This window comes from Saccharothrix sp. DSM 118769 (assembly GCF_052936295.1).
This window is the reverse complement of record NZ_CP193627.1, coordinates 4,363,860-4,389,553: the sequence shown is the minus strand read 5'-3', so window position 1 is coordinate 4,389,553 and position 25,694 is coordinate 4,363,860. Positions and strand designations below refer to the sequence as shown.

At 71.2% G+C, this 25,694-nt stretch carries 17 protein-coding genes, 2 pseudogenes and 1 CRISPR repeat array; of the genes and pseudogenes, 16 read left to right on the top strand and 3 right to left on the bottom strand.

The genetic code is table 11. The features are described from left to right. Nucleotides 1-56: 56 nt before the first annotated feature. Nucleotides 57-593 (bottom strand): annotated as a pseudogene (locus ACRAKJ_RS19150) (transposase); the annotation flags it as partial. On the opposite strand from ACRAKJ_RS19150, the pseudogene ACRAKJ_RS19145 reads away from it, so the two are divergent. The 3 genes and pseudogenes from ACRAKJ_RS19145 to ACRAKJ_RS19135 all read left to right on the top strand — a co-directional run. After that, a pseudogene (locus ACRAKJ_RS19145) lies at nucleotides 592-726 on the top strand (IS5/IS1182 family transposase); the annotation flags it as partial. The pseudogenes ACRAKJ_RS19150 and ACRAKJ_RS19145 sit on opposite strands and share 2 nt — an antisense overlap. A 102-nt stretch (nucleotides 727-828) precedes the next feature. After that, nucleotides 829-1,752 (top strand): alpha/beta fold hydrolase, encoded by a 924-nt coding sequence (locus ACRAKJ_RS19140; protein ID WP_438919819.1) that lies wholly within the window; start codon nucleotides 829-831, stop codon nucleotides 1,750-1,752. Nucleotides 1,753-2,080: 328 nt separating this feature from the next. Further along, entirely contained in the window at nucleotides 2,081-2,437 is a 357-nt protein-coding gene (locus ACRAKJ_RS19135) for a hypothetical protein (protein WP_438919820.1), read from the top strand. Nucleotides 2,438-3,290: 853 nt separating this feature from the next. Here ACRAKJ_RS19135 and ACRAKJ_RS19130 read toward each other — a convergent pair. Then, the gene (locus ACRAKJ_RS19130) at nucleotides 3,291-5,471 is read right to left on the bottom strand and encodes a tetratricopeptide repeat protein (protein WP_438919821.1); all 2,181 of its coding nucleotides are present in this window, start codon (nucleotides 5,469-5,471) and stop codon (nucleotides 3,291-3,293) included. Nucleotides 5,472-6,319: 848 nt separating this feature from the next. Between ACRAKJ_RS19130 and ACRAKJ_RS19125 the strand changes: the two genes are divergently transcribed. From ACRAKJ_RS19125 to ACRAKJ_RS19075, 11 genes are all read left to right on the top strand, one after another. Beyond that, complete coding sequence (locus ACRAKJ_RS19125; protein ID WP_438919822.1) at nucleotides 6,320-6,934, top strand: hypothetical protein; 615 nt, start codon at nucleotides 6,320-6,322, stop codon at nucleotides 6,932-6,934. Nucleotides 6,935-6,937: 3 nt separating this feature from the next. Beyond that, complete coding sequence (locus ACRAKJ_RS19120; RefSeq protein WP_438919823.1) at nucleotides 6,938-7,618, top strand: hypothetical protein; 681 nt, start codon at nucleotides 6,938-6,940, stop codon at nucleotides 7,616-7,618. Between the two features lie 307 nt (nucleotides 7,619-7,925). Next, nucleotides 7,926-9,176: a hypothetical protein gene (locus ACRAKJ_RS19115; RefSeq protein WP_438919824.1), complete on the top strand. Its 1,251-nt coding sequence runs from the start codon at nucleotides 7,926-7,928 to the stop codon at nucleotides 9,174-9,176. 256 nt (nucleotides 9,177-9,432) lie between these two features. After that, nucleotides 9,433-10,902: an ATP-binding protein gene (locus tag ACRAKJ_RS19110; RefSeq protein WP_438919825.1), complete on the top strand. Its 1,470-nt coding sequence runs from the start codon at nucleotides 9,433-9,435 to the stop codon at nucleotides 10,900-10,902. A gap of 79 nt (nucleotides 10,903-10,981) precedes the next feature. Next, nucleotides 10,982-12,403, top strand: a complete 1,422-nt coding sequence (locus ACRAKJ_RS19105; RefSeq protein ID WP_438919826.1) for a hypothetical protein — start codon at nucleotides 10,982-10,984, stop codon at nucleotides 12,401-12,403. A 255-nt stretch (nucleotides 12,404-12,658) separates the two neighbouring features. Continuing rightward, a complete protein-coding gene (locus ACRAKJ_RS19100; RefSeq protein ID WP_438919827.1) occupies nucleotides 12,659-12,829 on the top strand; it encodes a hypothetical protein in 171 nt (56 codons plus the stop codon). 121 nt (nucleotides 12,830-12,950) lie between these two features. Then, on the top strand, nucleotides 12,951-13,496 hold the full coding sequence (locus ACRAKJ_RS19095; protein WP_438919828.1) for a hypothetical protein: 546 nt from the start codon (nucleotides 12,951-12,953) through the stop codon (nucleotides 13,494-13,496). Nucleotides 13,497-13,794: 298 nt separating this feature from the next. Beyond that, nucleotides 13,795-14,346, top strand: coding sequence for a hypothetical protein (locus ACRAKJ_RS19090; protein WP_438919829.1), 552 nt, complete (start codon nucleotides 13,795-13,797; stop codon nucleotides 14,344-14,346). A 738-nt stretch (nucleotides 14,347-15,084) separates the two neighbouring features. Then, nucleotides 15,085-15,285: a hypothetical protein gene (locus ACRAKJ_RS19085; protein WP_438919830.1), complete on the top strand. Its 201-nt coding sequence runs from the start codon at nucleotides 15,085-15,087 to the stop codon at nucleotides 15,283-15,285. Nucleotides 15,286-15,386: 101 nt separating this feature from the next. Further along, nucleotides 15,387-16,445 (top strand): DUF4192 domain-containing protein, encoded by a 1,059-nt coding sequence (locus ACRAKJ_RS19080; RefSeq protein ID WP_438919831.1) that lies wholly within the window; start codon nucleotides 15,387-15,389, stop codon nucleotides 16,443-16,445. 325 nt (nucleotides 16,446-16,770) lie between these two features. Further along, the gene (locus tag ACRAKJ_RS19075; protein WP_438924445.1) at nucleotides 16,771-17,688 is read left to right on the top strand and encodes a bifunctional DNA primase/polymerase; all 918 of its coding nucleotides are present in this window, start codon (nucleotides 16,771-16,773) and stop codon (nucleotides 17,686-17,688) included. A gap of 130 nt (nucleotides 17,689-17,818) precedes the next feature. Next, a CRISPR array of direct repeats spans nucleotides 17,819-18,823; the repeat unit is 28 nt; unit sequence GTCTTCCCCGCGCGAGCGGGGGTGGTCC. 1,826 nt (nucleotides 18,824-20,649) lie between these two features. Here the strand turns inward: ACRAKJ_RS19075 and ACRAKJ_RS19070 are convergent. Next, entirely contained in the window at nucleotides 20,650-21,984 is a 1,335-nt protein-coding gene (locus ACRAKJ_RS19070) for an MFS transporter (protein WP_438924444.1), read from the bottom strand. A 411-nt stretch (nucleotides 21,985-22,395) separates the two neighbouring features. Here ACRAKJ_RS19070 and ACRAKJ_RS19065 point away from each other — a divergent pair, with 411 nt between their 5' ends. Next, on the top strand, nucleotides 22,396-22,716 hold the full coding sequence (locus ACRAKJ_RS19065; RefSeq protein ID WP_438924443.1) for a phosphopantetheine-binding protein: 321 nt from the start codon (nucleotides 22,396-22,398) through the stop codon (nucleotides 22,714-22,716). Continuing rightward, nucleotides 22,701-25,688 carry a beta-ketoacyl synthase N-terminal-like domain-containing protein gene (locus ACRAKJ_RS19060; RefSeq protein WP_438924442.1) on the top strand — a complete coding sequence of 996 codons (2,988 nt, stop codon included), beginning with the start codon at nucleotides 22,701-22,703 and terminating at the stop codon, nucleotides 25,686-25,688. The genes ACRAKJ_RS19065 and ACRAKJ_RS19060 overlap by 16 nt, the downstream gene beginning before the upstream one ends. Nucleotides 25,689-25,694: the final 6 nt, after the last annotated feature.

Below are 25,694 nucleotides of genomic sequence, written 5' to 3'. Positions count from 1 at the left end.
ATCGGATCTCTCTACTCGATCCGAGAGTAATAGTCAAGACCTGTGGATGAAGATCTTTAGGCTGCGGTGGGTGGTGCGTGCTCCTCGGGTCCTTCGACGAGTTTGCCGTTCTCGAAGCGGGCGCCGGCGCGGACGAGGGCGACCGGTTGTGGAACGTTGACCGCTCGCCAGCGGATCTGGGCCGACTCGATGAGTGTGAACGCCATCGCGATGCCGGCGGCGCGGGATCCTGGGTCTTTGGTGACCTTGGTGCGGTGCCGCACGGTGGCGAAGGTGGACTCGGTCGGGTTCGTGGTGCGCAGGTGGATCCAGTGCTCGGTGAGGTAGTCGTAGAACGCCAGCAGCTCCTCGCTGTCATCGGTGATCTTCGCGGTGGCTTTGGGGAACTTCGTGGTGGCTTTGGGGAACTTCGCGCCGTAGGCGGTGTCGAAGGCCGTCACAGTGTCCAAGGCGTGCCGTTTGTCCTCGGCGTTCCAGATCTCGGCCAGGACCTTCTTCACCCCGGGATGCGCTGACTTCGGCAACGCGGACAGCACGTTGCCGATCTTGTGGAACCAGCGGCGTTGCGCGCGGGTGCCAGGGCAGACCTCGCGACCGGGCGAACGCGCCAACGCCCACCTCAAGACCTGGCGCGTCCCGCGCAAACTACGCAGCTGCCCCTGCCGCGCCGGACGCCTGGCCAAAGCCATCCACGTCCTCCAGAACCACGAGACCCCCACAGGATGAAACACTCAGTGTTCCCATTCCCACCATACGACCTGGGTTCAAGGGAAAACATCGGACCGCAGAACGATTTCCCCACCGTTCGTTCGATCTATCGTCGTGGTCATGCCAGAGCAGAGAGCACGGGACGTCGGCCCGTCCCGCGTCGAGATCGCATACGAGCGCCTGGGCGACCCCGGTGCGCCGCCCGTCCTGCTGGTCATGGGCGCGGGCGCGCAGCTGGTCGACTGGCCGGACGGGTTCTGCCGGGAACTGGTCGACCGCGGTGTGCAGGTGGTCCGGTTCGACAACCGCGACGCCGGTCGGTCCACCCACTTCCCCGACGCGCCCGTCCCCGACTTCGCCGCGGCCCTGGCCGGTGAGCTGTCGACGGTGTCCTACACGTTGTCGGACATGGCGGCGGACGCGGCCGGGCTGCTCGACGTGCTCGGGTGGACCGGGGCGCACGTGGTCGGGGCGTCGCTGGGCGGGATGGTCGCGCAGGTTCTCGCGATCGAGCATCCCGAGCGGGTGCGGTCGCTGACGTCGATGATGTCGAGCACCGGCGCGCCGGGCGTGGGCGAGGCCGACTTCGCGGTGTTCGCGGAACTGGGCCTGCCGCCGCCCGAGCGGGAGGCATTCGTCCGGTGGCAGGTGCGGGCGGCGCGGATCGCCGCGTCACCGGTGTTCGCGTTCGACGAGGCCGAGGCGGCCGAGCGGGCCGGTGTCGTGCACGACCGGGGGTACGACGCCCTGGGCCTCCAGCGGCAGGGGCTCGCAGCCGTGGCGACGGGCGACCGCACCGCGCGGCTGCGGTCGTTGCGGGTGCCCGCCCTGGTCGTGCACGGCGCCGCCGACCGTGTGATCGACGTCAGCGGCGGACGTGCCACGGCGGACGCCATCCCCGACGCGGAACTGGTGCTGGTGAACGGCATGGGCCACAACCTGCCGCGGGAATTGTGGCCCGAACTCGCCGAGCGCGTCGTCGCACTGGCGCAACGCGCCGAAGCAGCCTCGGTCCGCCACCCATCCGACAACCTCGACGAGTAGCGGAACACCTGTCCTGACGAGGCGGGCGAGCACCGACCATCGCCGTCCTGCGTCCCGATCACCCCCGTCAGCCCGAGCGTCGCCCCGGACGGTCGGCACGCGATCGTCATGGACCGAGGATCTCATTTGCCCACTGTGGACCTCACGACGCAGGTCGTCACGCCGTCGACATGGGGACGTCGGCCGCCCCGAACGTGGAGTTCATCGACAACGGACACGCGATCGTCGGCGACAGCGCGGTAACGATCCTCTACTCGGCCGCCAGCGAGATCGCTCGCGGCGACGTCCGGGAGGTGCGGGCGAGCGCGTCCAACGGACACACGCTGGTGTGGCTGCGCGACGGTCACACCGAGTTCTGGGACACGACGACCGGACTCCCCGGGACCTGGGGCAGCCACTTGCGGCTGACCTCGGCGCCGATGGCCGGTGGACACTCCTGGGCTTCGACAGTGGCAGCCGGCTGGTCGACCTGTCCGGCGCCGTCCCCACCCGGGAATTGCCGTCCTCCGCCCACCTGACCGACGACTTGCAACACGTCGTCAGCACGACCACCGACGCAACCGAGATCCGATCCGTGGCCACGAACGACCTGACCGCGACGCTGCCACGCACGGTCCAGACGGCGATGACGGTGGCGCCCGGCACCGGGATACTCGCCGTCAAGGCGAGGGCGGGAACCGACTGAACCCGCTCAGTCCGGATTCACGGCCCAGAATCCTCCTGTCGGACACGTCGTGGAGGCACATCCCCTTGTCGTCGGTGACTCCATCGTGTTCAGGTCGGACGAATACGGATCGTTCGTGTGGGACCTGAGCGCGCGGCGGGACCTCGCCTGCGCCCCCGAGCGCAGCCTCGCCTGCCAGGTCGCGGAGCGCGGATTCCCAAGAGCGAGTGGGGGGAGCACGTCCCCGGATTGCCCTACATTCCGACCTGCCCACCGGTGCGGTAGCAGCTCGGTCCTGCATCCGCCTCGCCCGCCAACTATCGCTGGGGCTTCCCGCCACGCGGATCCGGCGACGCTCGAACAACAACAGGCCCTGCACTCTGAAGCCGCCGTTTACCGCTGGTGGTCACAGAGGCTGTGACCACCAGCGGTAAACGGCGGTTCCCAACGCTGTTTGGCGGGCGCGGATCGTGAGAGGCTGCCGAGCGTCTCGCCGAGAGCATCGTGTTCAGCGGCACGTACGCCGCATGCGAACTCGCCGGGCCCCCGTCGGTAACGTGGTGTACCGGTGCGCGCAGGGCGGCGGACTCGACGCCGACACCGCCGTGGGTGCCGTACCGGCCTCGGCGCGCAACCGCTGCGCGGCCTGCCGGGGCGTCACCAGCAGGCCGCCGGTGCGTAAAGACCGTGCTGCGGCCCCGCCGTCCCACAGGTGTACAGACCGAACTGTTCGCCCACCCCGACCCGGACATCGGCCCTGAGTGCGGCCCAGGGGCAGCCAGGAAGTAGGTCTCCCGATAAGGACGTCCCGGTGCAAGGGGCGAAGCGGCACGTCGGGTCGCCACGCAGGGTGGAGCACGGGCCGGTTCAGCGATCAGGTACGGCCGGGACTTGTGTCGAGGGAATCGTCGAGATCGTCGAGTTGTCGCCGGAGGCGTCGGGCATCGGTGTCGCGGCCTTGTTCACGGTAGAACTCCATTGCCTCCTGCCAGGCCGTGCGCGCCTGCTCGTGTTGTCCGAGGGCGGCGTGTGGGTGACCGAGGTTGTCGAGGGTGTACGCGAGGAAGTAGGTGTTCCCGAGGGTGCGGTACCGGACGAGGGCCTGGCGGTAGTGGCCGATCGCCTGCCGGTGCTCGCCGCCGCGGTGGGCGATCAACCCGAAGCTGTCCATGATGGACGCCTCGCCGTCGGGGTCGTGGTGCTGGCGGTGCAGGGTGAGGGCGGCGTGGCAGTGGTCGCGCGCGGTGTCGAGGTCGCCCAGGCGCGCGGAGTACCAGCCCACCGAGTTGAGCGCGTCGGCCTCCCACAGCGGCCGACCGACGGCGCGGTAGAGGTCGAGGGCGTGTCGGGCGTGGTCCAAGGCCCGCCGATCGTCCCCCCGGCGGCCCCACGAGAACGCGAGCACCCGGTGGGTGTGGGCCTGTTCGACGGTGTCGCGGTGACGCGTGGCCAGGTCGAGGGCGCGGTCGAGGTGCGCGGCGGCCTCCTCGTGGCGGCCCAGCCGGGCACAGGCGCGGCCGAGGTGCCGGTGGGCGCGGCTACGGGAGGCGGGATCGGGCAGGTGAGCGGCGGCGTCCAGCGCCGCCCGCCACGAGGCGAGCGAGTCGCGCAGGTGTCCCCGCCGGATGTGGAAGTTGTTCAGCGCCCAGGCGAGGTGCCAGACGACCCGGTGGTGGCCGAGAGCGGCGGCGACGTGCTGGGTGGCCAGCAGGGTGGCGTGTTCGTCCTGCAGCCAGTCGGCCGCCGCCGCGTCGTCGGACAGCGGGAGCGGCCGCACTCCGGGCGCGGGCTCGGCGGGCGGCAGGAACGGGTGGTGGGGGTTGAGGAGGTGGTCGGCGGTGGTGGCGGTGTGCAGGTGGAAGTCCATCACCCGCGTCAGCGCGGTCTGCCTCACGTCGTCGGGCAGGTCGTGGGCGGTGGTGGTGGCGTAGTCGCGGATCAGGTCGTGCATCGCGTACCGGCCGTGCGACCGCCGTTCGACCAGTGAGGCCTCTTCCAGCGCCGACAACGCCTTGCGGGCACGGGCGGGAGGCAGGCCGGTGAGGGCGGCCGCGGCGGACACGGTGGTGTCGGGGCCGGGCGCGATCCCGAGCAGCGCGAACACGGTGCGTTGTTCGTCGGTGAGCCGGCGCAGGGACCAGGAGAGGACCGCGGGCAGGCTGGCCGCGGGGTCGGTGTCGTGGTCGAGCGCTTCCAGGCCAAGCTCGCGCAGTTCGCCGGCGATCTCGGCCAGGGGGACGAGGGGCCGGGTGGCGGCGTTGCGGGCGGTGATCGCCAGGGCCAACGGGTAGCGCCCGCACAGTCCGACCAGCTCCTCGACGGCATCGGGTTCGGCGACGACGCGGGCGGTGCCCAGGCGAGCGGCCAGCAGGGCGTGCGTCTCGTCGTGGGTCAGCACGTCCAGGGTCAGGTGGCGGGCGCCGTGCCGGTCGATCAGGGAGGAGAGCCTGGTGCGGCCGGTGACCAGCACGGTGCAGGTCGAGCCGCCCGGCAGCAACGGCACGACCTGCCCGCTCGTGGCGGCGTTGTCCAGCACGATCAGCATGCGCCGCCCCGCGACCAGGCTCCGGTAGCGCGCCGCTTGCGCGTCCAGGTCGGCCGGGATGCGTCCGGGGTCGACGCCGAGGGCGTCGAGGAACCCGCGCACCGCCACCGCCGGGTCCATCGGCTCTCGCGTGGGGCTGAAGCCGTGCAGGTCCACGAACAGTTGCCCGTCGGGGAACCGGTCCAGGTGACGGTGCGCCCAGGCGAGGACCAGCCAGGTCTTGCCCATCCCGCCGGCGCCGCCGATTGTCGAGACCCCTGCCGCGACCAGGGCACGGTCCAGCAGGTCCACCTCCGCCGCTCGTCCCACGAACAGCGCCGGCGCGGAGGGCAGCTGGCAGGGCACCACCGAGGTGCGGGGCGGCGGTGCGTACAGGTGCACGCCACCGTGCACCACACCGGCCTGCACCACCGCGCCCACGACATCGGACGCCGTGTTGGACACCTCAGGGCCGCCGACACCGGCGAATGCGGAGTCGGGACCACGAGGCAGCTGCGGTTCGGACGTCACCAACGGATGACACCTCCCCGATCCGGTCGACGACTGGACACCCAGCGATACACCGCGCCGCACCGAGCCACTCCGCACAAAGGCGGACCCGCGCATGTGTCGGTCCCTGGCGCGTTCGCGCCGCGGACCGGGCGGGTCGGGCCGATCGCCCCGCGGAGGACCACACCGTCCACCGCCTACCGGGTCGCCGGGCCGCGTCGGAGGGCGATGCCCACCGGTTGCTGCGCGACTTCGGATGCCGCATCGCTGCGATGCGCCGCCGGACAGGCCGAGGTCGGGCATGTGTCACCGGGGGCACATCGCCGCCAGCCGGTATGTGTGCGGCGGGAACGAGCGGGCCATCCGCGTCCACAGCGCCGACGGGCCGCGGTGGCCGAGGGGCTGCGACGGAAGGCCCGGGGTCGCGCGCCGCTCGCGGCAGCGCACCTGCTCTCCGACCACACCACCCTTGTACGAGTACAGCGACGAGGCCTGCGGGTCGTGCTCAACACGCTCAGCCGACACCGGCGGCGACTGCTTCGCCGCTGGCCCAGCTCGCGCTGATGCGGCCGCACCCGCCCGCCTCGAAGGCGGCGCGGCGCCTCGCCACCGGTGTCCGGAAGCTTGTGCCAGCCCTCTTGTGCCTGGCACTGATGAGGTGAGGGGCTGGATCCGGCGCGGTGCCCCGTCTGGTGGGGCTGCGCACTCTGCGCCCGCGTCGGGCCGGGGGCAAGCCCGAAAAGAGGGCTTGCCCCCTTACCCCGCCGCGGACGCCATCCGAGTGCGCCCCACCGGACGGGGCCCGACGCCGTAGACGACGGCGGGGGCTTCGACCGGGTGGGCGGCAGGAAAGAACCGTCGCCGAGCACATGTATTTATCGATCGTCAATACCCAGTCGGATAACCGGCCGACCTCGCCCAATAATCGCGAAATCGTCGAGGATCGGAATGTCAACGGAAAGATTATCATGCGCGTGAAAAATTCCAACGGTTTGTTTTTGGACACCATTCGTTGTGCCGGTCGTCGTCAGCCTGCCCTGGAGGGCAGCATCGGGCCGCGCTCGAACCTTCGCCCCACCTCGCTCTACGGCCGGTGCCCGCAGTGCCGGCAGGTCCGCCCGGTCGACCCGAAGGGAAGGCTGGTGGGCCACGATGAGCCGTGGCGGCTGGTCGTGCAGCCGCTCATGGCAGGCGGAGACGCCTGGACCGCCTACGGCGCCCGGTGGCATCCCGCCGAACTGGCCTCCATCCCGATCCGGATCGCCGCCGAACTCGCATGGCGGCACGAGCACTGGATGTTCATGACCTTCTACGGCGGCCACGGCCACCGGCCGGTCAGCGATGCCATGCCCGGGTGGGTCCGTCAGTGGTTGTCGGTGCATCTGCGGTTCGTCGAACGGTGGACGGGCGAGCGCGACATCATCGACCTGATCCCGGCGTCGGAGGCATACCGGCTGCCGATGTTCTCCTCGTTGGTGGTGTAGCGCATGACGCCACAACCACCCACCGGCGACATCACCCCGCAGGCCGCCGGCTTCGATCCCGACAGCGTCGAAGGCGCGGCCGTGATGCGTCTGCTGCGCCACTACAAGGACCTTGAGCACGACGACCCGGAACGCAGCGTGTCCGGCGGTGACGCCGTTGAACTGCTGGGGCAGTGGTTCCACTCGCTGGGCGTCGACCTCGACGACGATGCGATGACCGCCGCGCAGAAGCTGCGGCTGGCCGTGCGCCGCCGTCCCGGTGGTTCCCTGACCGCCCGCGGCGCCTACAGCGTCCGGATCGGCACCGACCACCCCGAGCCCGAGCACCTCGTGTACCCGGCCTTGCGGGCGCTGGCCGGGGTGCTCGGGCCGGGTACGGGGATCGACCTGTCGAACTGCGACGGCGGCCTGCTCGCCCGCTTCGAGCACCCCGCACCACCGCAGAGCACCGGTACACCGGGACCGGACCTGTGGGAAATCCTCCAGACGCTGGTCGCCACGATCGTCGGCTACGACGCCGACCCGGTGCGCCTGGACCCGAAGCAGTTCCGGTGGGCCGAACGCAACGGCCACCCGCTGATCGTCATCCGGTCCGACGACGGCGGCGTCATCCTGACCACGTTCCACACCCCGCGCTGCGCCTTCGTCACCAGCGCGGGCACCGCCGAGTGCGACTGCGGCTGACCGCGGCACCCCAGGCAGGTCATCTCACCCCACTCCGGCGCTCACCTGCGCCGCTGTCCGCCTCCCCCTGCCTCGGCGGGGCAGGGACGGCCTGCCGTAGCGCGACGCCACGAGAGGCACGCCGCCATCAGCGCAGCGTGCCCTCCTGCGGCCGCCACGGCCGATCGGCCGCGCCCCGCCGACACCGGGGCGGGGCACCACCGCCACCACACCCGATGACGGCGAGCGACCACGCCGCTGTCGATCACCCGAATGCGAGGGCCACGTACGCCACGGCGTGCGTGGCCCTCGCGGAATGGAGCTTCTCGTGTCCCTGACCACCCCTGTGCGCAATGCCGGTTTCGAGCACATGCTGCACATGCTGCGCACCCAGAACGCCGCCAAGATCGACGTGGTGGCCCCTGCCACCACCCTGCGGGCCCGCGGCGGCGCGATCGAGCTGTCCGGGGTCGAGCCGGTCGTCGACGACCACGGCGTCACCCTGGTCGACGGGCTCTACGTGCCCACCGCGGCCGCGGACACCACGATCGCGGCGAAGCTGGGCATCGGCTCGAAGTACCTGCGGCGTCTGCGCACCGAGCGGCCCGACCTGTTCGACGCCAACGTCAACGGCCTGCTGCACGGCAAGTCCAAGCGCACCGCCACCGGCGCGACCAGCGTGGTCTACCCGGCCGACTCCCGCTCGTTCCTGCTGCGGCTCTTCCGCGGCCAGGACGGCGAGCCGGGAGTGCTTCGCGCCATGCTGTCGGACCGGTTCGGCATGGTCGACAACCTCGACCTGCTCACCGCCGTGCTCGACGGCATCAAGCAGGCCGACGTGCAGGTCGAGATCCGCTCCTGCGACCTGACCGACTCCTCCATGCACTGCAAGGTCTACTCCCCCACCGTGGAGCGGCTGGCACCACGCCTGCTGGCCGGCTACCGCAACCCCTTCACCAACCCCGACCTGGAAGCCGACCGGCAGCGGGTCACCACCGACCTCGACACCGGGCGCCGCCTGGCCGCCGCCGAGGGCCAGGGCTACGAGCCCGGCTCGGAGCCTGTGGTCTTCGCCGGGTTCCGCTTCTCCAACTCCGAGGTCGGCTCCGGATCGGTGACGCTCAAGCCGGAGCTGTTCGTGCGGATCTGCCGCAACGGCCTCACCCTGCCCGCGCTGGCCTTCCGCAAGGTCCACCTCGGGCAGCGCATGGAGGGCGGCACGATCAGCTGGTCGCAGGACACCGTCAAGAAGCAGCTCGACGTCATCGCAGCACAGGCCCGCGACCACGTCCGCGAATGGCTCTCACCTGCGTTCCTGGCCCGACAGGTCACGACGCTGGAGGAGCAGGCCGGGGCGCCGGTCACCGAGCCGCAGACGACCGTGCAGGTGCTGGGCCGCGAGTTGGGGTTCACCGAGGCCGAACGCGAAGGCGTGCTGCGGCACTTCATCGCCGCAGCCCAGCCCACCGCGGCGGGCATCGCGAACGCGATCACCAGCTACAGCCAAACCGTGGCCGACCCCGCCCGCGCCGACGCCCTCGACGACCTCGCCCTGCGCGCCATGGCCCTGGTCAAGTAGCAGGCCACCGCCTCCCAGGCGTCCGCGTGCACAGCACGGGCCCACCCAGTCCAGACCGGGTGGGCCCGTGCTGCCGGTGCCAGAGCTCGTCACCAGGCCCCGCCCCGGCGGGTGCGGCCAACCACAGCGTTCGGGCGGCCCTCCGACCGCGGGCTCACCACCACCGCCTGCCCGACGGGCTCCCCCACCGCCTCCCTCGACGCGGTCCTGTCCGCGCACTCCCCCCGATCTTTTCGGTTTATCCATAGGGAAGACCATGGCCACAGCTCATATCCGCTCCCTCCTGCCGATCGCAGGCGGCGCTCAGGACCTCGTGATCACCACCGTTGTCGAAGTCGGCCACCACGCCCACACCTCTCCGCCGGGCCGTCGTCGTGTCAGACCGGAGCGGTGGGACCGGGTCAAGGCCGCGATCCGAAACTCCGACCTGCCCTACCCGGTCAGGCCGGTGAGCATCGACAGCGACCCCGCCACCGGGGGTGAGTACCCGGTGCACGACCTCGCCGTCGCCGTCGCGGTGCTGACCGCCTCCGGCCAGATGCCGCCGCTTGAGGACACCGTCTTCCTGGGCGGTCTGGGCCTCGACGGCAGCGTGCACCCGACATCGGACATCCAGGCGTGCCTGCGGTCCCTCCAAGACCGAACCGACCTTCGCCGGGTCATCGTTCCCGCCGCGGGGCTGGCCGGTGCGCCCGCGCTCGACGGGATCCGGGTTCTCGGCGCGGATACCCTGGCCTCGGTGGTGGCCTACGCCCACGGCCGTCGCGACGCACTCACCCAGGCCCCCTCTACCTGGCAGCCGCCCGAGCGCTCGATCACGCCCGTCCTCGACGACGTGGCGCTCTCACCGTGGGCCGCACGGGGGCTGGCGGCGGCAGCCGCCGGTCGACACCACGTGCTGCTCACCGGACCGGACCCCGCCGACCGTGGCCTGTTCGCCCACACACTGGCAGCCCTGCTGCCCGCGCTGACCGACCAGCAGGCACTCGTCCTGGCCCGGAACCGACGCCACGGCGATCCCGCCCACGACGTGCCGCTCGATCACACCCCGCCCTACCGGGCTCCTTACGGCGGCGCGTCGGTATCGGCGCTGATCGGCAGCTCGCACGGGCCCGGAGCGGCGCTGCTGACCACCTACGGCGTGCTCCACCTGACCTCCGCCGGACGCCGCCCACCGGAGCAGTGGGAGGCGCTGCTGCCGGTCCTCGACCACCGCGACGTGGTCCTGGCCGTCGACGGCACGCCCACCTCGTTCACCGCGGACCCGCTGCTCGTGGTGTCCTGCCCGGACCTGGCCTCCGAGATGCGGCAGGTGCCGCCGCTCGTCTACGACCGCGTCTCCGTCCGGCTGCACGTCATCCGCTCCGACCGCGACCACCGGCCCGAACAAGACCGGCACGGGCAGGCTGCGGTGACGCTGCCGGTGCTGGCCGACACAGTCGCCGCGGCGCGCCTGCGCGCCGCCCACCGATGGCGCGACACAGGGGTGTCCACCAACGCCGAGGTGCCCGCCGCCGCCCTGGCCATGAGCAGCGTCTTCCCCCGCACCTCCTGGGAGCTGCTCGACCGCCACCACCGGGCCGGAGTGCTCAGCGAGCACGGCGTCGACGAGGTCCGACGCGTCGCCTGGTCACTGGCCGACCTCGACGCCTGCACCCACCCCGAGCCCCGCCACGTCGAGGAAGCGCTCGCCCTGCGCCTGCACAGCCGCCCCACCCCGGCCTGAACAGGCCGGCGGCCCCCGCCATACCGCCAGTCATACCGCCCTGCCGATCCGGATATCACCGACCAGCAAGGACCACCGCATGAGCACCGACCCCGACATCGACATCGACATCGAGCCGATCATCGACGCCCCGCTGCCGCTGCTGCGACGCCGCACCCTGCGCCCCGAGGTCTCCGAGGAAGCGCCGTGGACGGGCATCGACGAGGTGCTGCGTGTGCTGCGCGACGCCACCCCACCGCCCTCCACACACGCCACCAGGTCCTGGGAAACCGGCCGGGCACGCACCATCGCCATGATCGGTACCGCCACCGACCTGCGCCTGTCGCCCACCCGCCGGTTGCTGTCGTTCACCGCGCGCTCCACCCCCGCCACCCGCCTCGGCCGCCGCCACGTCGTGCACATCGCCACCGCCACCCACGTGCCCACGCTCGCCGCCCTCGCCTACGCACACGCCGACGCCACCCACGCCGGCCTGGACCTGTCCGACGAGGCGTTCGCCGACTACCTCGACGCCCTCGAACGCCTGCCCGGCACTACCGGCGCCCCGATCGACTGGGGACGCGACCCGCGGGAAGTCCTGGAACAGGTCGCCTCCTGGCGTGACCCCCTGCTCGCCGGACACGTCACCGCCGAACCGGCCCTGGCCGCCGGAGCACGGGCACTGCACACCGCGGCGATGCTGCACGCGCTCGCCGCCGCACCCGCCCGCGACGCCGCCTCCCACAGCGTCGTCACCCTCCTGCGCGACATCCTGGACGGACCGCTGCCCTGGGTGCACGGCCGCAAACCCGAACCGTTCCTGCGCCCGATCAGGACCGTGCTCGACGAGCTCAACGGCGGCCGCAAGACCGGCCGCGCCGACCAGCGCCCCACCGAGACCCGCGTCGAGGACGCGGTGTCCACCGCGGTCATCGTCGAAGCGACGCTGACCGCCCTGAACGGGCAGCCCCGCCGGGCGGTCGACGCGCTGCGGCACCGCGCCGATCAGCTCGACGACATCGACGCCTGGTACATCCCCGCCGACCGCGCCGGGATGCTGCGGAAGTCGGCGACGCTGCTGGCGGAGCTGTTCTCCCCCGCCCCCATCGAGCTGCAACTGCTGCGCCGGGTCCAGCCCGGCGACGTCATCGCCTTCCTCGACCAGCCGGCCTGGGGGCGGGAACTGACGGTCGTGCAGGTCACCGGCCCGGTGCAGTACCTGGCGCTGGGCACCGTCGGCGGCACCGAACGCCTCGCCATCCCCGTCAACGACATCACCACCCCACCCGCACACGGCAGCGGACTGCTCCTGATCAATCCCACGGCCGGGCACACCCCGCCGATCGAACTGAAGACCATCGACGGCCCGCACTCCCCGCTCCTCAAGGCCGGACACATCGCCACCGACCGGTGGGCGATCCTGCCCTCCAGCCTCGCCGGCGTCGACCACGAGACCGTCACCGCTCGACTCCGGGCCCTCTCGCACCGCGCCGTCCACGAGTTCGACGCCGCTCGTCCCTGACCGTCACAGCCCCCAAGCCGTAGACACGCCCCTCCGGTGGGAGACGTCGGTGAACCGCGCCAAGGGCAGCACACCGGGCGAGGGCTTCACGTCACGCACTCCATGCCCGTCCATCCAGGCGAGACCAGCCTCGCTGCGCTCGGTCGCTACGCGATCCCGCCCGGATGAACGAGCACCGCGCGCGTGACGCCCTTCGGGCCCTCCCCCGCTGTGCTAACCGGGCCGCGATCCACCGACGTCCCACCGGAGGCACCGATGAGCCAGATTCACATGTCAACGCACTACCCCGGCGCCACCGCCGAACTGCTCCACGACAACGGCGACGCAACCGCCCGGGTGCGCCTCATCGACGTCGACGACCGGTACTGGGAGGGACCGGGTTCCGGTGCCGAACACACCGTCGAACTCGCCCAGTGGGCCGAGTAGACGTCCTGACCACCTCAGCGTGTCAAGACCGGCCACGGCGATCCGAGCCACAACCGGGTGACCCGGCTCGCCGGGCCGACCGCAACCCCGAATCACGTCAACCCACCAGAAGGAGACGCCGATGCAGCCACCGCACGCCTCAGCCGCGACCTCGCCGCTTCATGCCGAAGTCGGCCGATGGGTCAACTACCACGGATCACTCGACGACCACTGGGGGCGCTACCGGATCACGTCCATCACCGACACCGCCGACGGCCTCCGCTACGAACTCGTCGACGAACACGACTACATCGTCCTCAACCAGGTACGACGCACGTCCTTCACGCTCATGCCCGACGGCCCGCCGCACCACGTGCACAACCTGCACGAACGCCTCGCAGCCGTTCGGCGCATGGCCCGCCTCACCTACGGCGACACACTGCCCGAACTGCTGGTCACCTCCCTGAACAGGGTGCCCGAGGTGGTCGCGGCCAACCGGCACGCCGAGGCCGAGCACTACCTGCTGTCGCTGGAGGCCACCGTCGGCTGCATCACCTCCGAGCAGTTCCAGCAGCGCGCCCAAGCGGTCATCGTCACGGCCGGCGATGACTCGTGGACGCCCTGGCCGCCCGGGGCGGCGATGGTGCGCGCTCCCATCGCCGACGAGGTTCCGGCAGGCATCGAATGACCGTCTCCGGTCACCGAAGCGGCAGCCCGTCTCCCGACACCGATGCCCTGGTCCACGCCCCGATGGGCACGTTCGCCCAGGTGCTCGCCGAGCCGATGCCCGCCGAGCACCTGGTCGCACCCGGCCTGCGCCGAAGTCATCATGCTCGTCGCAACGCTGGAGGTCTCATTGCGCGACCGCACAACAGCCACGCGCCAGCCGGCGGCCACGGCAACGAACCCTCGCTCCACTGACCGACACACCACCCGGGAAACGGTCATCTCCCCTTCGACACTGGAAAGTTCATGAGGTAACCCGAGTGAAGCGTGACAACCCCGACTTCGACGTTCTCGACGTGGAGTCGCCCGACCCTGCCTGGGACGACGAGCGCGTCGCCGCGTTCGCGATATCCGACATCGCCCCCGACAGCCTGGTCGAGGTGATCAGGCGCCTGGCCGATGCCCGCGACACGTGGGAGGACACCTGCCCCGACGGCCGGTCCGCGGCCGAGACCGCCACCTGCCGGGCGATGGCCTCGGCCGTCGACGACGCCCTCGCCGCGCTGACCGCGCACCTGGTCGACGGCGCGGCCGTGCGGCTCGTCGTTCCCGAGGTCGAGATCGACACGCTGCTCACCCACGCGGTGCCCTCACTGGCCGCGCTGTGCCGAGTGGACACCGCACACGGCTGGTTCACCGCGGGGAAGCAGTCGAGTCTGACCATCCTCGGCGGCATCGACCTCGCGGTCGACCTCGTGCGACGCACCCGCACGCGCGCCACCAGCCCCGCCGACTCACGGAACCTGCGCTCGCTGGAGCTGCGCCTCGCAGCAGTACGCGACAACCACCCCAGCCACCACCGAGCGCGGTGACCAGCGTGAGAAGCCGGAGCTACCACCCCGGGCAGACATCCGCTTTCCACCATGCCGCTTCCGTCAAGACCACGGTGGCCGTCGCGGTGGCGGCATGCCCACTCCGCACTGCCCCGTACGCCGCCCGTCGACGCCCCGTCGACACCGGCCGACGGCAGTAGCGGTCAACGATCAGGCCGCTGCACGAGCCGGGCACGGCGACGATGGCGCCTTCCCCACCGTCTCCCGGCTGACCGATGGCAGAGCCGGAATGACCGCACTCGACACCGCCGTAGCTCGAAAAATCCATGGATACCATAGTGCAAAGTTGTTGATCTTGTTGTGGCTTGTGCGCGGCCCGCGACTCGACGCCGACTTGTCATCACGCAAAGCACCCGGCGAACAAACAAACCGGATATGCCGCAGCTGTCCCAGGCGGTCGCCGCGCGCGCTTCCGTCCGATGTCGAATGGAAACCGCACCGACTCGGGCGCAACCGCCACACCGTGAAGGACCGCCAGTTCACAACCCTACTGCGCTGCCGAGTGAGCTTGGCCCTTGGTCACCGCCATCGGCGCCCCAGTCGGCGACACCGTCCACGACACCCGGCCCGCAGGACGCACAGCAGCCTCGGCAGCCTGCAGTCCACCGGCCGGTTTCCTGTGCCGCTGCAATGAGTTCACCGTCCTCGACAGGGCGCCGATCGCGCGTTTCGACACCACCGACGGGGAAGTCGTCCTTTACATTCCGCGCCCGAGGCATGTACCACCTGAAATACCTGCCCGCCGGCGTCATGCAGCACCTCGACGGCACTCAGGTGCCCTACGACGGCTGGGAATGGCACGCGCTGGACGGCTTCTCCGTCGCCGACGACGTCTACGTCCTGCTCGCCGCCCAGGCCGGCATGCGCGTCGAGCGCACCGCCCCGCACGACCGACCCACCGAACAGGGCAAGCCCTGACCCGGTCCGGTCCCGCTCACGAGGCGCCCGATCACGGCCACCTCGCGGCATCCGCACTGCCCGATCACATCCTCACTATCTGTTCAAGGAGCACACCTGTGATGTCCGATCCGACGCCCGAACCGACCCCGAGCTCGTCCACGTCCCCGCTGGACCAGGTCGCGCCGGCCACACTGACCCAGCCCGGCGACCTGATCGCCGCCGCGCCACACCTGATGGGCTACTACCCGGCCGACGCCGTGGTGATCAACGTCCTCGCCGGTGCCACGATCACGATGACGATGTGCTTCCCGCTGCCCTCCGACACGCTCACCAGCAACCTGATCGGCCAGGTCACCGTGATCACGGCGCGCCACCCCGGCGCGATCGCCCTCGGAGTCGTCGTCGGAGGCGGTGAGCCCGACGACGACCTCCTGCCGCGTGACGCCCTGGTCGCACAGATACGGGCCGCACTCGCCGAGCACGACATGCCACTGCACATGTTCTGGACCTCGACGATCACCGCCGGAGCCCGATGGCACGACTACGACGACCCCACCCACACCGGCACCGTGCCGGACCCGAACACCTCCGTGCTCGCCGTGACCTCCGTAATGCAAGGCCAGCGCACATTCGGCAGCCGCGACGACCTGACCGCCACACTGCGCCCCGACCCCCAAGAGGCCCTGGCCCGCCGGGCGAGCCTCATCGACCAGCTGGTCGGCCGGCACGACCGGCCGCGATCGACGAACGACTCCTACCGCCTGGTGATGCGGTACGTGAAGCGAACCGCTACACGCTCCGGGGCGCTCTCCGACCAGGACGTCGCCGCCTTGGCCGTGGCCCTGTCGGACAGCCTGGTGCGCGACTCGTGCATCGCCACCGCCGCCGGTGAGCATGCCCGTGCCGCCGAACGACTGTGGACCGAACTCACCCGGCAGTGCCCCGCCCCCCAGTGCGCCGAGCCCGCCGCCCTGCTGGCCATGTCCGCCTATCTGCGCGGAGATGGCGTCCTCACCTCCCTGGCGCTCGACCGCGCCGAGACCGCCCGCCCCGGCCACCGCCTCGCCGGACTGCTGCGCACCGCCCTGGACCTCCAGATGCCTCCAGAGGCCCTCCGCCCTCTCGTGCACCAAGCGGTCGAGGACATCGAGCGCAGGGGACTGATCGAACCCGAATAACCCCGGCAGACCGCGCCCACACCGGCGGCAGCGTGCCTGCGCAGCGCGCGGCGACAGGCCCGACGCCTGTCGCCGCGCAGGCGCGCTGCCCCGGCAGTTCCTGCACGCGCACGGGCTGCGGCCCACCAGAACGGCGCGGAAGCAGAGCGCCGCGATCGCGCCAGCGTGGCAACGAGACCGCGCGCCTCAGTGGGGCACAGGGCCTGCGACCGCTCCACGGGAGCGCGGAGCTCTTCCGGTCGGGCCAGCTGGCCCGGCCCCGGCCCTGGCAGCTCACCCAGGCCGTGAGTCCGAACATCACCGACACCAAAAGGACTGAATTTCCTTGGACATCGCGACCACCGCTGGATCGCCGAGCACCAGTACACCCTCACTACCGCGCCTGATGCGCGTCGCGCTCAACGCCGCCCGCGACGGTCACCACGTCATCCCGCTGTGGCCACGCAGCAAAATCCCGAAGGACAAAGGCTGGCAATCCGTCGCCACCAGCGACCCCGAACGGATCCGCGACATCTGGAGCACCCGGCCGTTCAACATCGGCATCGCCTGCCGGCCCAGCGGGCTGTACGTGATCGACCTCGACGACGCCCACGGCCACCAACCACCGCCGCAGTGGGCAGGCGCCCGGCACGGCCGCGACGTCCTGACACGCCTCGCCGCAGCAGCTGGGCAGCCCTACCCGAACCGGACCTACACCGTGCGGACCCCCTCCGGCGGACAGCACCTGTACTTCCGCGCCCCCGTCGAGCCGGAGCTGCGCAACACGATCGGCCGCCTCGGATGGCGAATCGACACCCGCGGCGCCGGCGGCTACATCGTCGCCGCAGGCTCAGTAAGCAACCGCGGCATCTACCGGCCGATCACCCACGCGCCGATCGCCGCGCTGCCCCAATGGCTGATTCCCCTCCTGCTGCCGCCTACACCACCGACACCACCGCGCTCAACGAGCAAGGCACCACACCACCCGGACGCCTACCTCGACGCCATCGTCACCGGCGAAGCGGACAAGGTCCGCAGAGCCACTCCCGGGCAACGGCACGACAGCCTGCTACGCGCTGCGAACAAACTCGGTCGATGGGTGGGCGGCGGCGAACTCGACGAGCACGAAGTCCGCGCCGTGCTACATGCCGCCGCCGCCCAGCACCACGGAATCGAAGGCTGGAGCGCCCACGAAGCCGAGATCACTATCAGCGACGGGCTCACCTGGGGCATGCTCCGACCACGCAGGCTGAAACGCCTCTGACCTACCGTGAACGACGCAGAAATGCGTGTATGCCCTGACACGCTCCGCCAGACGTCAGAGCGATATTCGAGACTGCAGCGAACCGAATGAAAACGCGGGCATCGGCCTGTAACGTAGCAGCTCAGGAAGTGTCTTCCCCGCGCGAGCGGGGGTGGTCCGCTATCGCGATAGCGTTGCGCATCTCAGGGAGGGTCTTCCCCGCGCGAGCGGGGGTGGTCCCAACTGACCCCGGCAGGGGGCGCGACCAGCGCAGTCTTCCCCGCGCGAGCGGGGGTGGTCCGGTGATCGACGGCACGATCACCTCGTTGCCGGGGTCTTCCCCGCGCGAGCGGGGGTGGTCCCTGCATGAAGCCGGCCCGGTCAGGCCGGCGCCCGTCTTCCCCGCGCGAGCGGGGGTGGTCCCGCGACGTCCGCCGTCGTCGCACGGCCGTCGAGGTCTTCCCCGCGCGAGCGGGGGTGGTCCCAGGCCGCCCGCGGCCGCCGCCTGGCCCACGACGTCTTCCCCGCGCGAGCGGGGGTGGTCCCAGGCCGCCCGCGGCCGCCGCCTGGCCCACGACGTCTTCCCCGCGCGAGCGGGGGTGGTCCGCAGCCGCCAGTGGATGCGGTCCAGCTCCAGCAGTCTTCCCCGCGCGAGCGGGGGTGGTCCCCCGGTCAGCCAGTTCTTCCTGAACTTCGCGGTGTCTTCCCCGCGCGAGCGGGGGTGGTCCGAAGGCGGGACTCCGGATCGAGTGCGTCCGCATGTCTTCCCCGCGCGAGCGGGGGTGGTCCCAATTCGAGGTGAATCAGTACGTCAGTGTGGTGGTCTTCCCCGCGCGAGCGGGGGTGGTCCGCCCGGGTCGATCCACACCGCCGACGCGGAGCTGTCTTCCCCGTGCGAGCGGGGGTGGTCCCCTGAGTGCGGCACTCGCCGTACAGCACGAGGCGTCTTCCCCGCGCGAGCGGGGGTGGTCTGCGGCGTGGGACGCGACGTGACCGCGACGACCCCGTCTTCCCCGCGCGAGCGGGGGTGGTCCGCTGAACACCAGCGGGACCAGGACGACGACGAGGTCTTCCCCGCGCGAGCGGGGGTGGTCCCTCGGTGAACTCCTTCACCGTGCCGTTCGCCAGGTCTTCCCCGCGCGAGCGGGGGTGGTCCGCGATATGCCGATCGACGCCACCAGCAGGCACAGTCTTCTCCCATGGGAGCAGGGGTGGTCCGCCCGGCCCCACGACTCCCTACGGCGCCGGACGGTCTTCCCTGCGCAAGCGGGGATGGTCCCGCGAGGATCGCGCCGTCTTCCCCACGCGAGCAAGGGGTGCTCGCGGCGCCTACTGGTTGACGAGCAAATGCTGCCGGTCTTCTCCGCGCGAGCAAGGGTGGTGCGCTGTCACGCCGCTGCACGTGCTTCGCTCGACCGTCTTCCCCGGCGAGCCGGGTGGCCCGTTCCCGACCAGGGCGTAACAGCAGTCCTGGTCTGCCTTCCCGCGCAATCGGAGGCGGTCCGGACTGCCGCACGCCGACCGGGTCGGGTCGCACTTCTTTCCCTCGATCAGGGTCGTCTCAAGACCAGGATCGACAAGCAGGCCAGATGGATGGGACAGCACTGACGGCATCTGCACCGCAGACATCAGGGGGATATCCGATACCGCGGCGGACCGAATGAAAACGCGGGCATCGGCCTGTAACGTAGCAGCTCAGGAAGTGTCTTCCCCGCGCGAGCGGGGGTGGTCCCACCTGCCGCCAGAAGGACCACCCGATTCCCAGGTCTTCCCCGCGCGAGCGGGGGTGGTCCCACCGCGGCGTTGATCAGCATCAGCGTCTCGGCGTCTTCCCCGCGCGAGCGGGGGTGGTCCCGACTCGCTGCGCCAGTCGGGCAGGCGGACGATGTCTTCCCCGCGCGAGCGGGGGTGGTCCCCACATGCCGAGGCACACGCCCAGCCCGAGGAGGTCTTCCCCGCGCGAGCGGGGGTGGTCCTCGCCGAGATCGCCGAGATCTACCGGCGCGCGCGTCTTCCCCGCGCGAGCGGGGGTGGTCCGCCGTACGGCGGCGTCGCCATGTCGTCGGTCGGGTCTTCCCCGCGCGAGCGGGGGTGGTCCGCTCGCGACCGGGCTCATGGCGGGCGGCAACGCGTCTTCCCCGCGCGAGCGGGGGTGGTCCGTCGAAGGCGCTGGAGGAGCAGGGCGCGCAGCTGTCTTCCCCGCGCGAGCGGGGGTGGTCCCGGCGGACGTCGCGTACCTCGGGCGGCTGCCCTGTCTTCCCCGCGCGAGCGGGGGTGGTCCCACCCCGAGCGAGGCGCGGATGCCGCGCACGTGGTCTTCCCCGCGCGAGCGGGGGTGGTCCGGACCAGAAGATCACCCGGGTGGGCGGCTACGGGTCTTCCCCGCGCGAGCGGGGGTGGTCCCTGCCCAGCGCCACAGGACCGTCAGCCCTGCTGGTCTTCCCCGCGCGAGCGGGGGTGGTCCGTCCTCCGCACGCGCCGGGGGCTTGCCCTTCTGGGTCTTCCCCGCGCGAGCGGGGGTGGTCCTCACTGGAATGCGTGGCTGATTTCCGAGGACGAGTCTTCCCCGCGCGAGCGGGGGTGGTCCCCCCGGGCAGGGGCAGCACCAACCCACCAAGCCCGTCTTCCCCGCGCGAGCGGGGTGGTCCGGCGAGATCCGGCGGCGTGGCGGGCCGAGTCGCATCTTCCCCGCGCGAGCGGGGTGGTTCGCGCAGCAGCCCGCGCACGGGCGCCCCACGCTTGCCTTCCCCGCACGAGCAGGGGTGGTTCGTTCGGCAGCCTGCCCGGTGGCGGTTGGGGCGGTCTTCCCCGCGCAAGCAGGGGTGGCCCGGCTGGCGACTACCGGGCGGTGATACACACGGCGTCTCCCCGCGCGAGCGAGAGCCGTCCTCACACTTCACCTCAACGCCGGGTGAGGTTGGAAAGGTCCAATATATGCTTGACCATCAGCGATGACTTTCCAGCCGCACAGGACGTACCTGGTCATGCGGATGGTGTCGGCGATGTCCGCGTCATGTCCCACCTCTTGATAGCCAGGGCCAATGCCACGACTCCGGCGAGTCCGGCGGCCACGGCGAAGGCGATGACGTACCCGCGCCCTTCGACCGCCGATTCGCCGTCGACGAGCGAGGCGACGGTGACCAACACGGCGACCCCTAGTGCCGTCCCCACCTGTGCGGCGGTGTTAACCGCTCCTGCGGCTGTGCCCTGCCGCTCGCCGGGGAGGGCCGCCGTCGCGGCGTCGGTGGACGTCATCGCAGCCCAGGACAGTCCCAGTCCGGCTACGGCGACCGCGACCGCGAGCACCGGCAGCGACCGGGTCGCGGTCGCAACAGCCATTCCGCCCATGGACACGGCCACAACCGCGAGTCCCGTCGCCATCCCGATGCGCTCTGGCCGTCGCAGCCAGTACCCGCCTACGGATGACCCGACCACCACCATGATCGAGAACGGCAGCAACACCAAGCCCGTAAGCAGCGGACGGAGCCCGAAGAGGTCACCGGCAACCAGGGCCACCAACGTACCGGACGCACTGGTGGTGGCCGTGTTGACGAAGGCGACGCCGTTGGCGCGCAGGAAACGCCGGTGGGTAAGCGCCGACCACTCCAGGAGCGGGTCACGGCCGTACCGCTGGGTCAGCACGAAACCGCCGAGCGAGACCGCTCCCGCCACCAGCAGGACAGCCGGCAGCACCGGCGCGACACCGGGGATCCCCACCAAACCGGCGCCGATCACCAGCAGGACCAGCCCGGCGACGGCCGTGACAGTACCCACCGGGTCCAGACCTCGGCGCTTTGCAACCGGTGAATCGACCGGTACCACCCGCCACGACAGCGCGAGCACGACCCCTGCGACGACAGTCAGCAGCCAGAAGACCGCACGCCAGCCGACCAGGCCGACCATGACGCCGCCGGCTCCGAAGCCCAGCGCGCCCCCTCCAGCGGCGGCCGCCGTCCATGCGCTGATCGCCCTGCGACGCGGTACCCCCGACTTGAACGCCGTTGTCAGCAGAGCAAGCGCTGCTGGGGTAACCAGTGCGCCACCAACCCCTTGGATCGCCCTACCGATGAGGAGCACCACGCTCCCCGCGGCTGTGGCGCAGAGCATCGTGCCGATCCCCGTGACGACCAACCCGACGTGCAGCACGACCCGGCGCCCCACCACGTCAGACAGCCGCCCGGCGGCCAACAACAGGCCGCCGTACAGCACCGCATAAAGGCTCACGACCAGCTGCAGCCCACCACCGGCTAATCCCAGGTCCGCCCCGATCACCGGCAGGGCGACGATCACGACAGTGACGCCGAGCACTTCGAGCACTTGGGCTCCGCACAGCACTGCGATAAGCAGCACCGCGGGAGGGGGCAGCGGTGTGGTCGCCGAACCCGCCAGTCCTCGTGCTTTCCCCGGAAGCGACCCTGTCGCCGACCACCGCCTCGTGTTCACCCCCCCATGTTCGACGAGTGGCAGCCTTCACGCTGGGTGGTTCTTCCGTTACCGCCACCTCTGGCAGGTTGCCGACGGCGCGGGCGCAGCCGTGCCACATCCTGTCGGTAGTCGGCGTACGAGGTCCGGGACGGCGCGACGCCTGCAGACCGTGACGGCGCTCGTGGGTGGCGCGTGATCAACGGACGGCGCGAAGACGACACGGCGCGGCGTGGTTTTCCCGTTATCACCTTCCGCCTCCGGTCAACTCCGCAGAGGACCGGTCCCACACCGCAAGGAGTCACTTTGAACGTCGCCTCCACCGAAAAAACGATCTCCACCTATCTGGACGAGCACGTCCTGCGCCACACCGCGACCGGGCTGGAGAACGACACGCCTCTGCTGAGCACGGGGATCCTGAATTCCCTCACCCTCATGCAGCTCGTGTCGTTCCTGGAGACGCACTTCGAGGTCGAGGTGCCACTGGCGGAGGTCGTCGGACAGCGGTTCGCCACCGTGTCCGCTATCGCCGACCTGGTGTCGGAGCTGCGGTCGAACGGACCGGCACCGTTCTCGGTCGAAGGTGCTGCCGCCGCCGGCGGTCCCGCCATATGGACACGGCGATGAGTCCGGGGGTCGGCGAACCGATCGCCCTCCTCGACGCCGGAGTCCGGATCAAGGGCGCCCGGTCCACGGAGGAGTTCTGGGACCTGCTGCGCAGTGGAGCAGATCTGATCGGCGGCATGCCACTGGAGCGGGGCGACGACCCGCTCGCCCGCGGGGCCTTCCTCGACGACGTGGCTGGTTTCGACGCCGGGTACTTCGGGTTGTCCCCGCGCGAGGCCGAGAGCATGGATCCCCAGCACCGGCTTCTGCTGGAGGTCACCTCGGAGGCGCTCCTGCGCATCGGAACCACCCGCGCGGCGGCCGAGGGAACCCGGACCGGCGTCTACGTCGGGCTGCTCGCCTCGGACTACCTCCACCTCCAGCTACGCGGAGCAGGTGCCGACCCGGAGGACCGCTACTGGCTCACCGGTAGCGACCCCGCCTTCGCCGCCGGGCGGATCTCCTACCTGCTCGGGTTGCGCGGCCCGGCGTTCACGGTGAACTCGGCGTGCTCGTCGTCGTTGCTCGCCGTCCACCTCGCCTGTCAGGCCCTGCGGATGCGTGAGTGCGACCTCGCGCTGGCCGGTGGGGCCAATCTCATCCTGGCACCGGACATCGCCGCTTTCATGTCGCGAGTCGGCGCCCTGTCGCCATCCGGCCGTTCGCGGCCGTTCGCGGCGGACGCCGACGGCATGGTGCGGGGCGAGGGCGCGATCGTGCTGGCGCTCAAACGGTGGAGCGACGCCCGCGAGAGCGGGGATGACATCCTGGCCGTCCTGCGCGGCTCGTCAGTCAACCACGACGGCCGCAGTGCCGGTCTCACCGTGCCCAACGGGCAGGCCCAACGGCGCCTCTACACCGACGCCACTGTCGTAGCGGGCGTGCGGGCGGAGGAGGTCGGCTACCTCGAGGCGCATGGAACCGGCACCCAGTTGGGCGACAGGATCGAGCTCGAGTCGCTCGACGCCGTCTACGGTCGCGACGCGGCGACCGGTCCGTTCGTCGGTTCGATCAAGGCGAACCTGGGCCACCTCGATGCGGCGGCGGGGGTGGCGGGCCTTCTCAAGGCGGCGTTGGTCGTGCGGCACGGCGAGGTGCCCGTGCAACTGCACGCCTCGGAGCTGACGCCGCTGGCCCGCCGTTCCTCATTCGGGATGCGGGTGCCGCAGCGGCTGGAGCCGTGGCCTGGCGGCCCCCGTCCACGCAGCGCCGCAGTCAGCTCGTTCGGCCTGAGTGGCACCAACGTCCACGTGCTGGTGCAGCAGGCTGATCCGGTCAAGCCGCCATCGACCCCGCGTGACGGGCGGGGCGCACCGGGCGGGTCGACACTGCTGTTGCTGAGCCATCCGTCCCGCCGCGGTCTCGCCGAAACCGCGGTCGCTTACGCCGATGTCCTGAGCACCCGGGCCGACCGCCTCGCACCGCTCGCCGCCACTGCGGTCCGACATCGTGACCGCTACGATGAGCGGCTGGCCCTGGTGGCCGCGGACGGCGAGAGCGCGGCCCGCTCCCTCGCCGAAGGCATCGCGTCGCCGGACGTGCGTGTGGGACGGGTCCTGGACGACCCGGGCCCCGGGCCGGTCTTCGTCTTCAGCGGTCAGGGCACCGAGTGGCCCGGCATGCTTGACGGACCCGACGGGGCGGGGGTGGTGTTCCGCACGGCGCTCGACCGCTGCCGTCGCGCTGCGGCCGGCCTGGGGGAGCATCGGCTCGCGGGGCTGCTCGACGATCCGTCCAGCGACGACGTCACCGATCCGGCGCTGACCCCGGGCGCGACCTTCGCGCTCCAAGTCGCCCAGGCTGCGATGTGGCAGCACCTCGGGGTGCGGCCGGGTGCCGTCATCGGCCACAGTCTCGGCGAGGTGGCGGCCGCGTACGTGGCCGGGGTGGTGGGGCTGAGCGACGCCCTGCGGATCGTACAAACCAGGACCCACTTGATGAACGCCGCGGGGCCCACTGGACGGATGCTCGCCACCGGCCTGTCACCAGCGGAGGCCGCCGAGGCCGTCTCGGGTACCGCGATCGAGATCGCGTGCGTCAATGCCGACCGGTCGTGCACGCTGGCCGGCCCGGCCGAAGAGATCGCCGAGCTGGCAGATCGCTTGACGCGCGAGAGCACGTTCGCGCGAGTGCTCGGCGGGCAGCACGCCTTCCACAGCCGCGCGATGCACCCGTTCACCGTTCCCCTGCGCCAGAAGCTGGCAGGGCTGCGCCACCAGGAGTCCGCGGTGCGGCGCTACTCGTCCACTGCCGCAGAGCCCACCGACGACCCGGTCGAAGAGTGGGTGGCGAACATGGTCCGGCCAGTGCACTTCTCGGCAGCGGTACGCCGCGCGCTGGCCGACGGGTGGACGATCTTCATCGAGCTGGGGCCTGGGCGGGCACTGGGGCGCGCCGTCGCCGAGCTCGCCGCCACGGCATCCGTACCGGCGGTGGTGACCAGTTCGGCTCGTCGTGGGACGCCTGCGCGAACCCACCTGCTCACAGCCGTGGGGGATCTGTTCGTGGCGGGCGCAGACGTCGACGTCGACGTGCTGGTTCCCGGACCGGGCCTGCCGGCCGCCGCACCGACCTACGCGTGGCAGCGGGAGCCGCTGTGGTCCACGCCCGCCGACCGCGCCGAAGACCTGTCCGACCAGCGCACGGCACCACGGGTCCGGGCAGTCGACCCGGCCATCGGTGCGCCGGCCGCAGGTCCCCCGCCGGTGGTTTCACCCCGGGTGTTCCCACCACCGGCAGTGCCGCAGGACACAGCGGATGACAGCGTTGCGGGGCAGGTCACCGTCGTGGTGCGGTCCGTGCTCGGTCTCGCACCCCACACCCGCCTCGACGGCCGGACCGCGCTGGCCGACCTCGGCATGGATTCCGTCGGTGCCGGCGAGCTGCGCAGTGGGCTGCACCGCCTGGGCATCGCCCTCGGCCAGGACTTCGTTCTGGGCACAAGCAGCCTCGACGGCCTGATCGGCACCATCGTCGCCACAGCCCGTGACTGAGAGGCA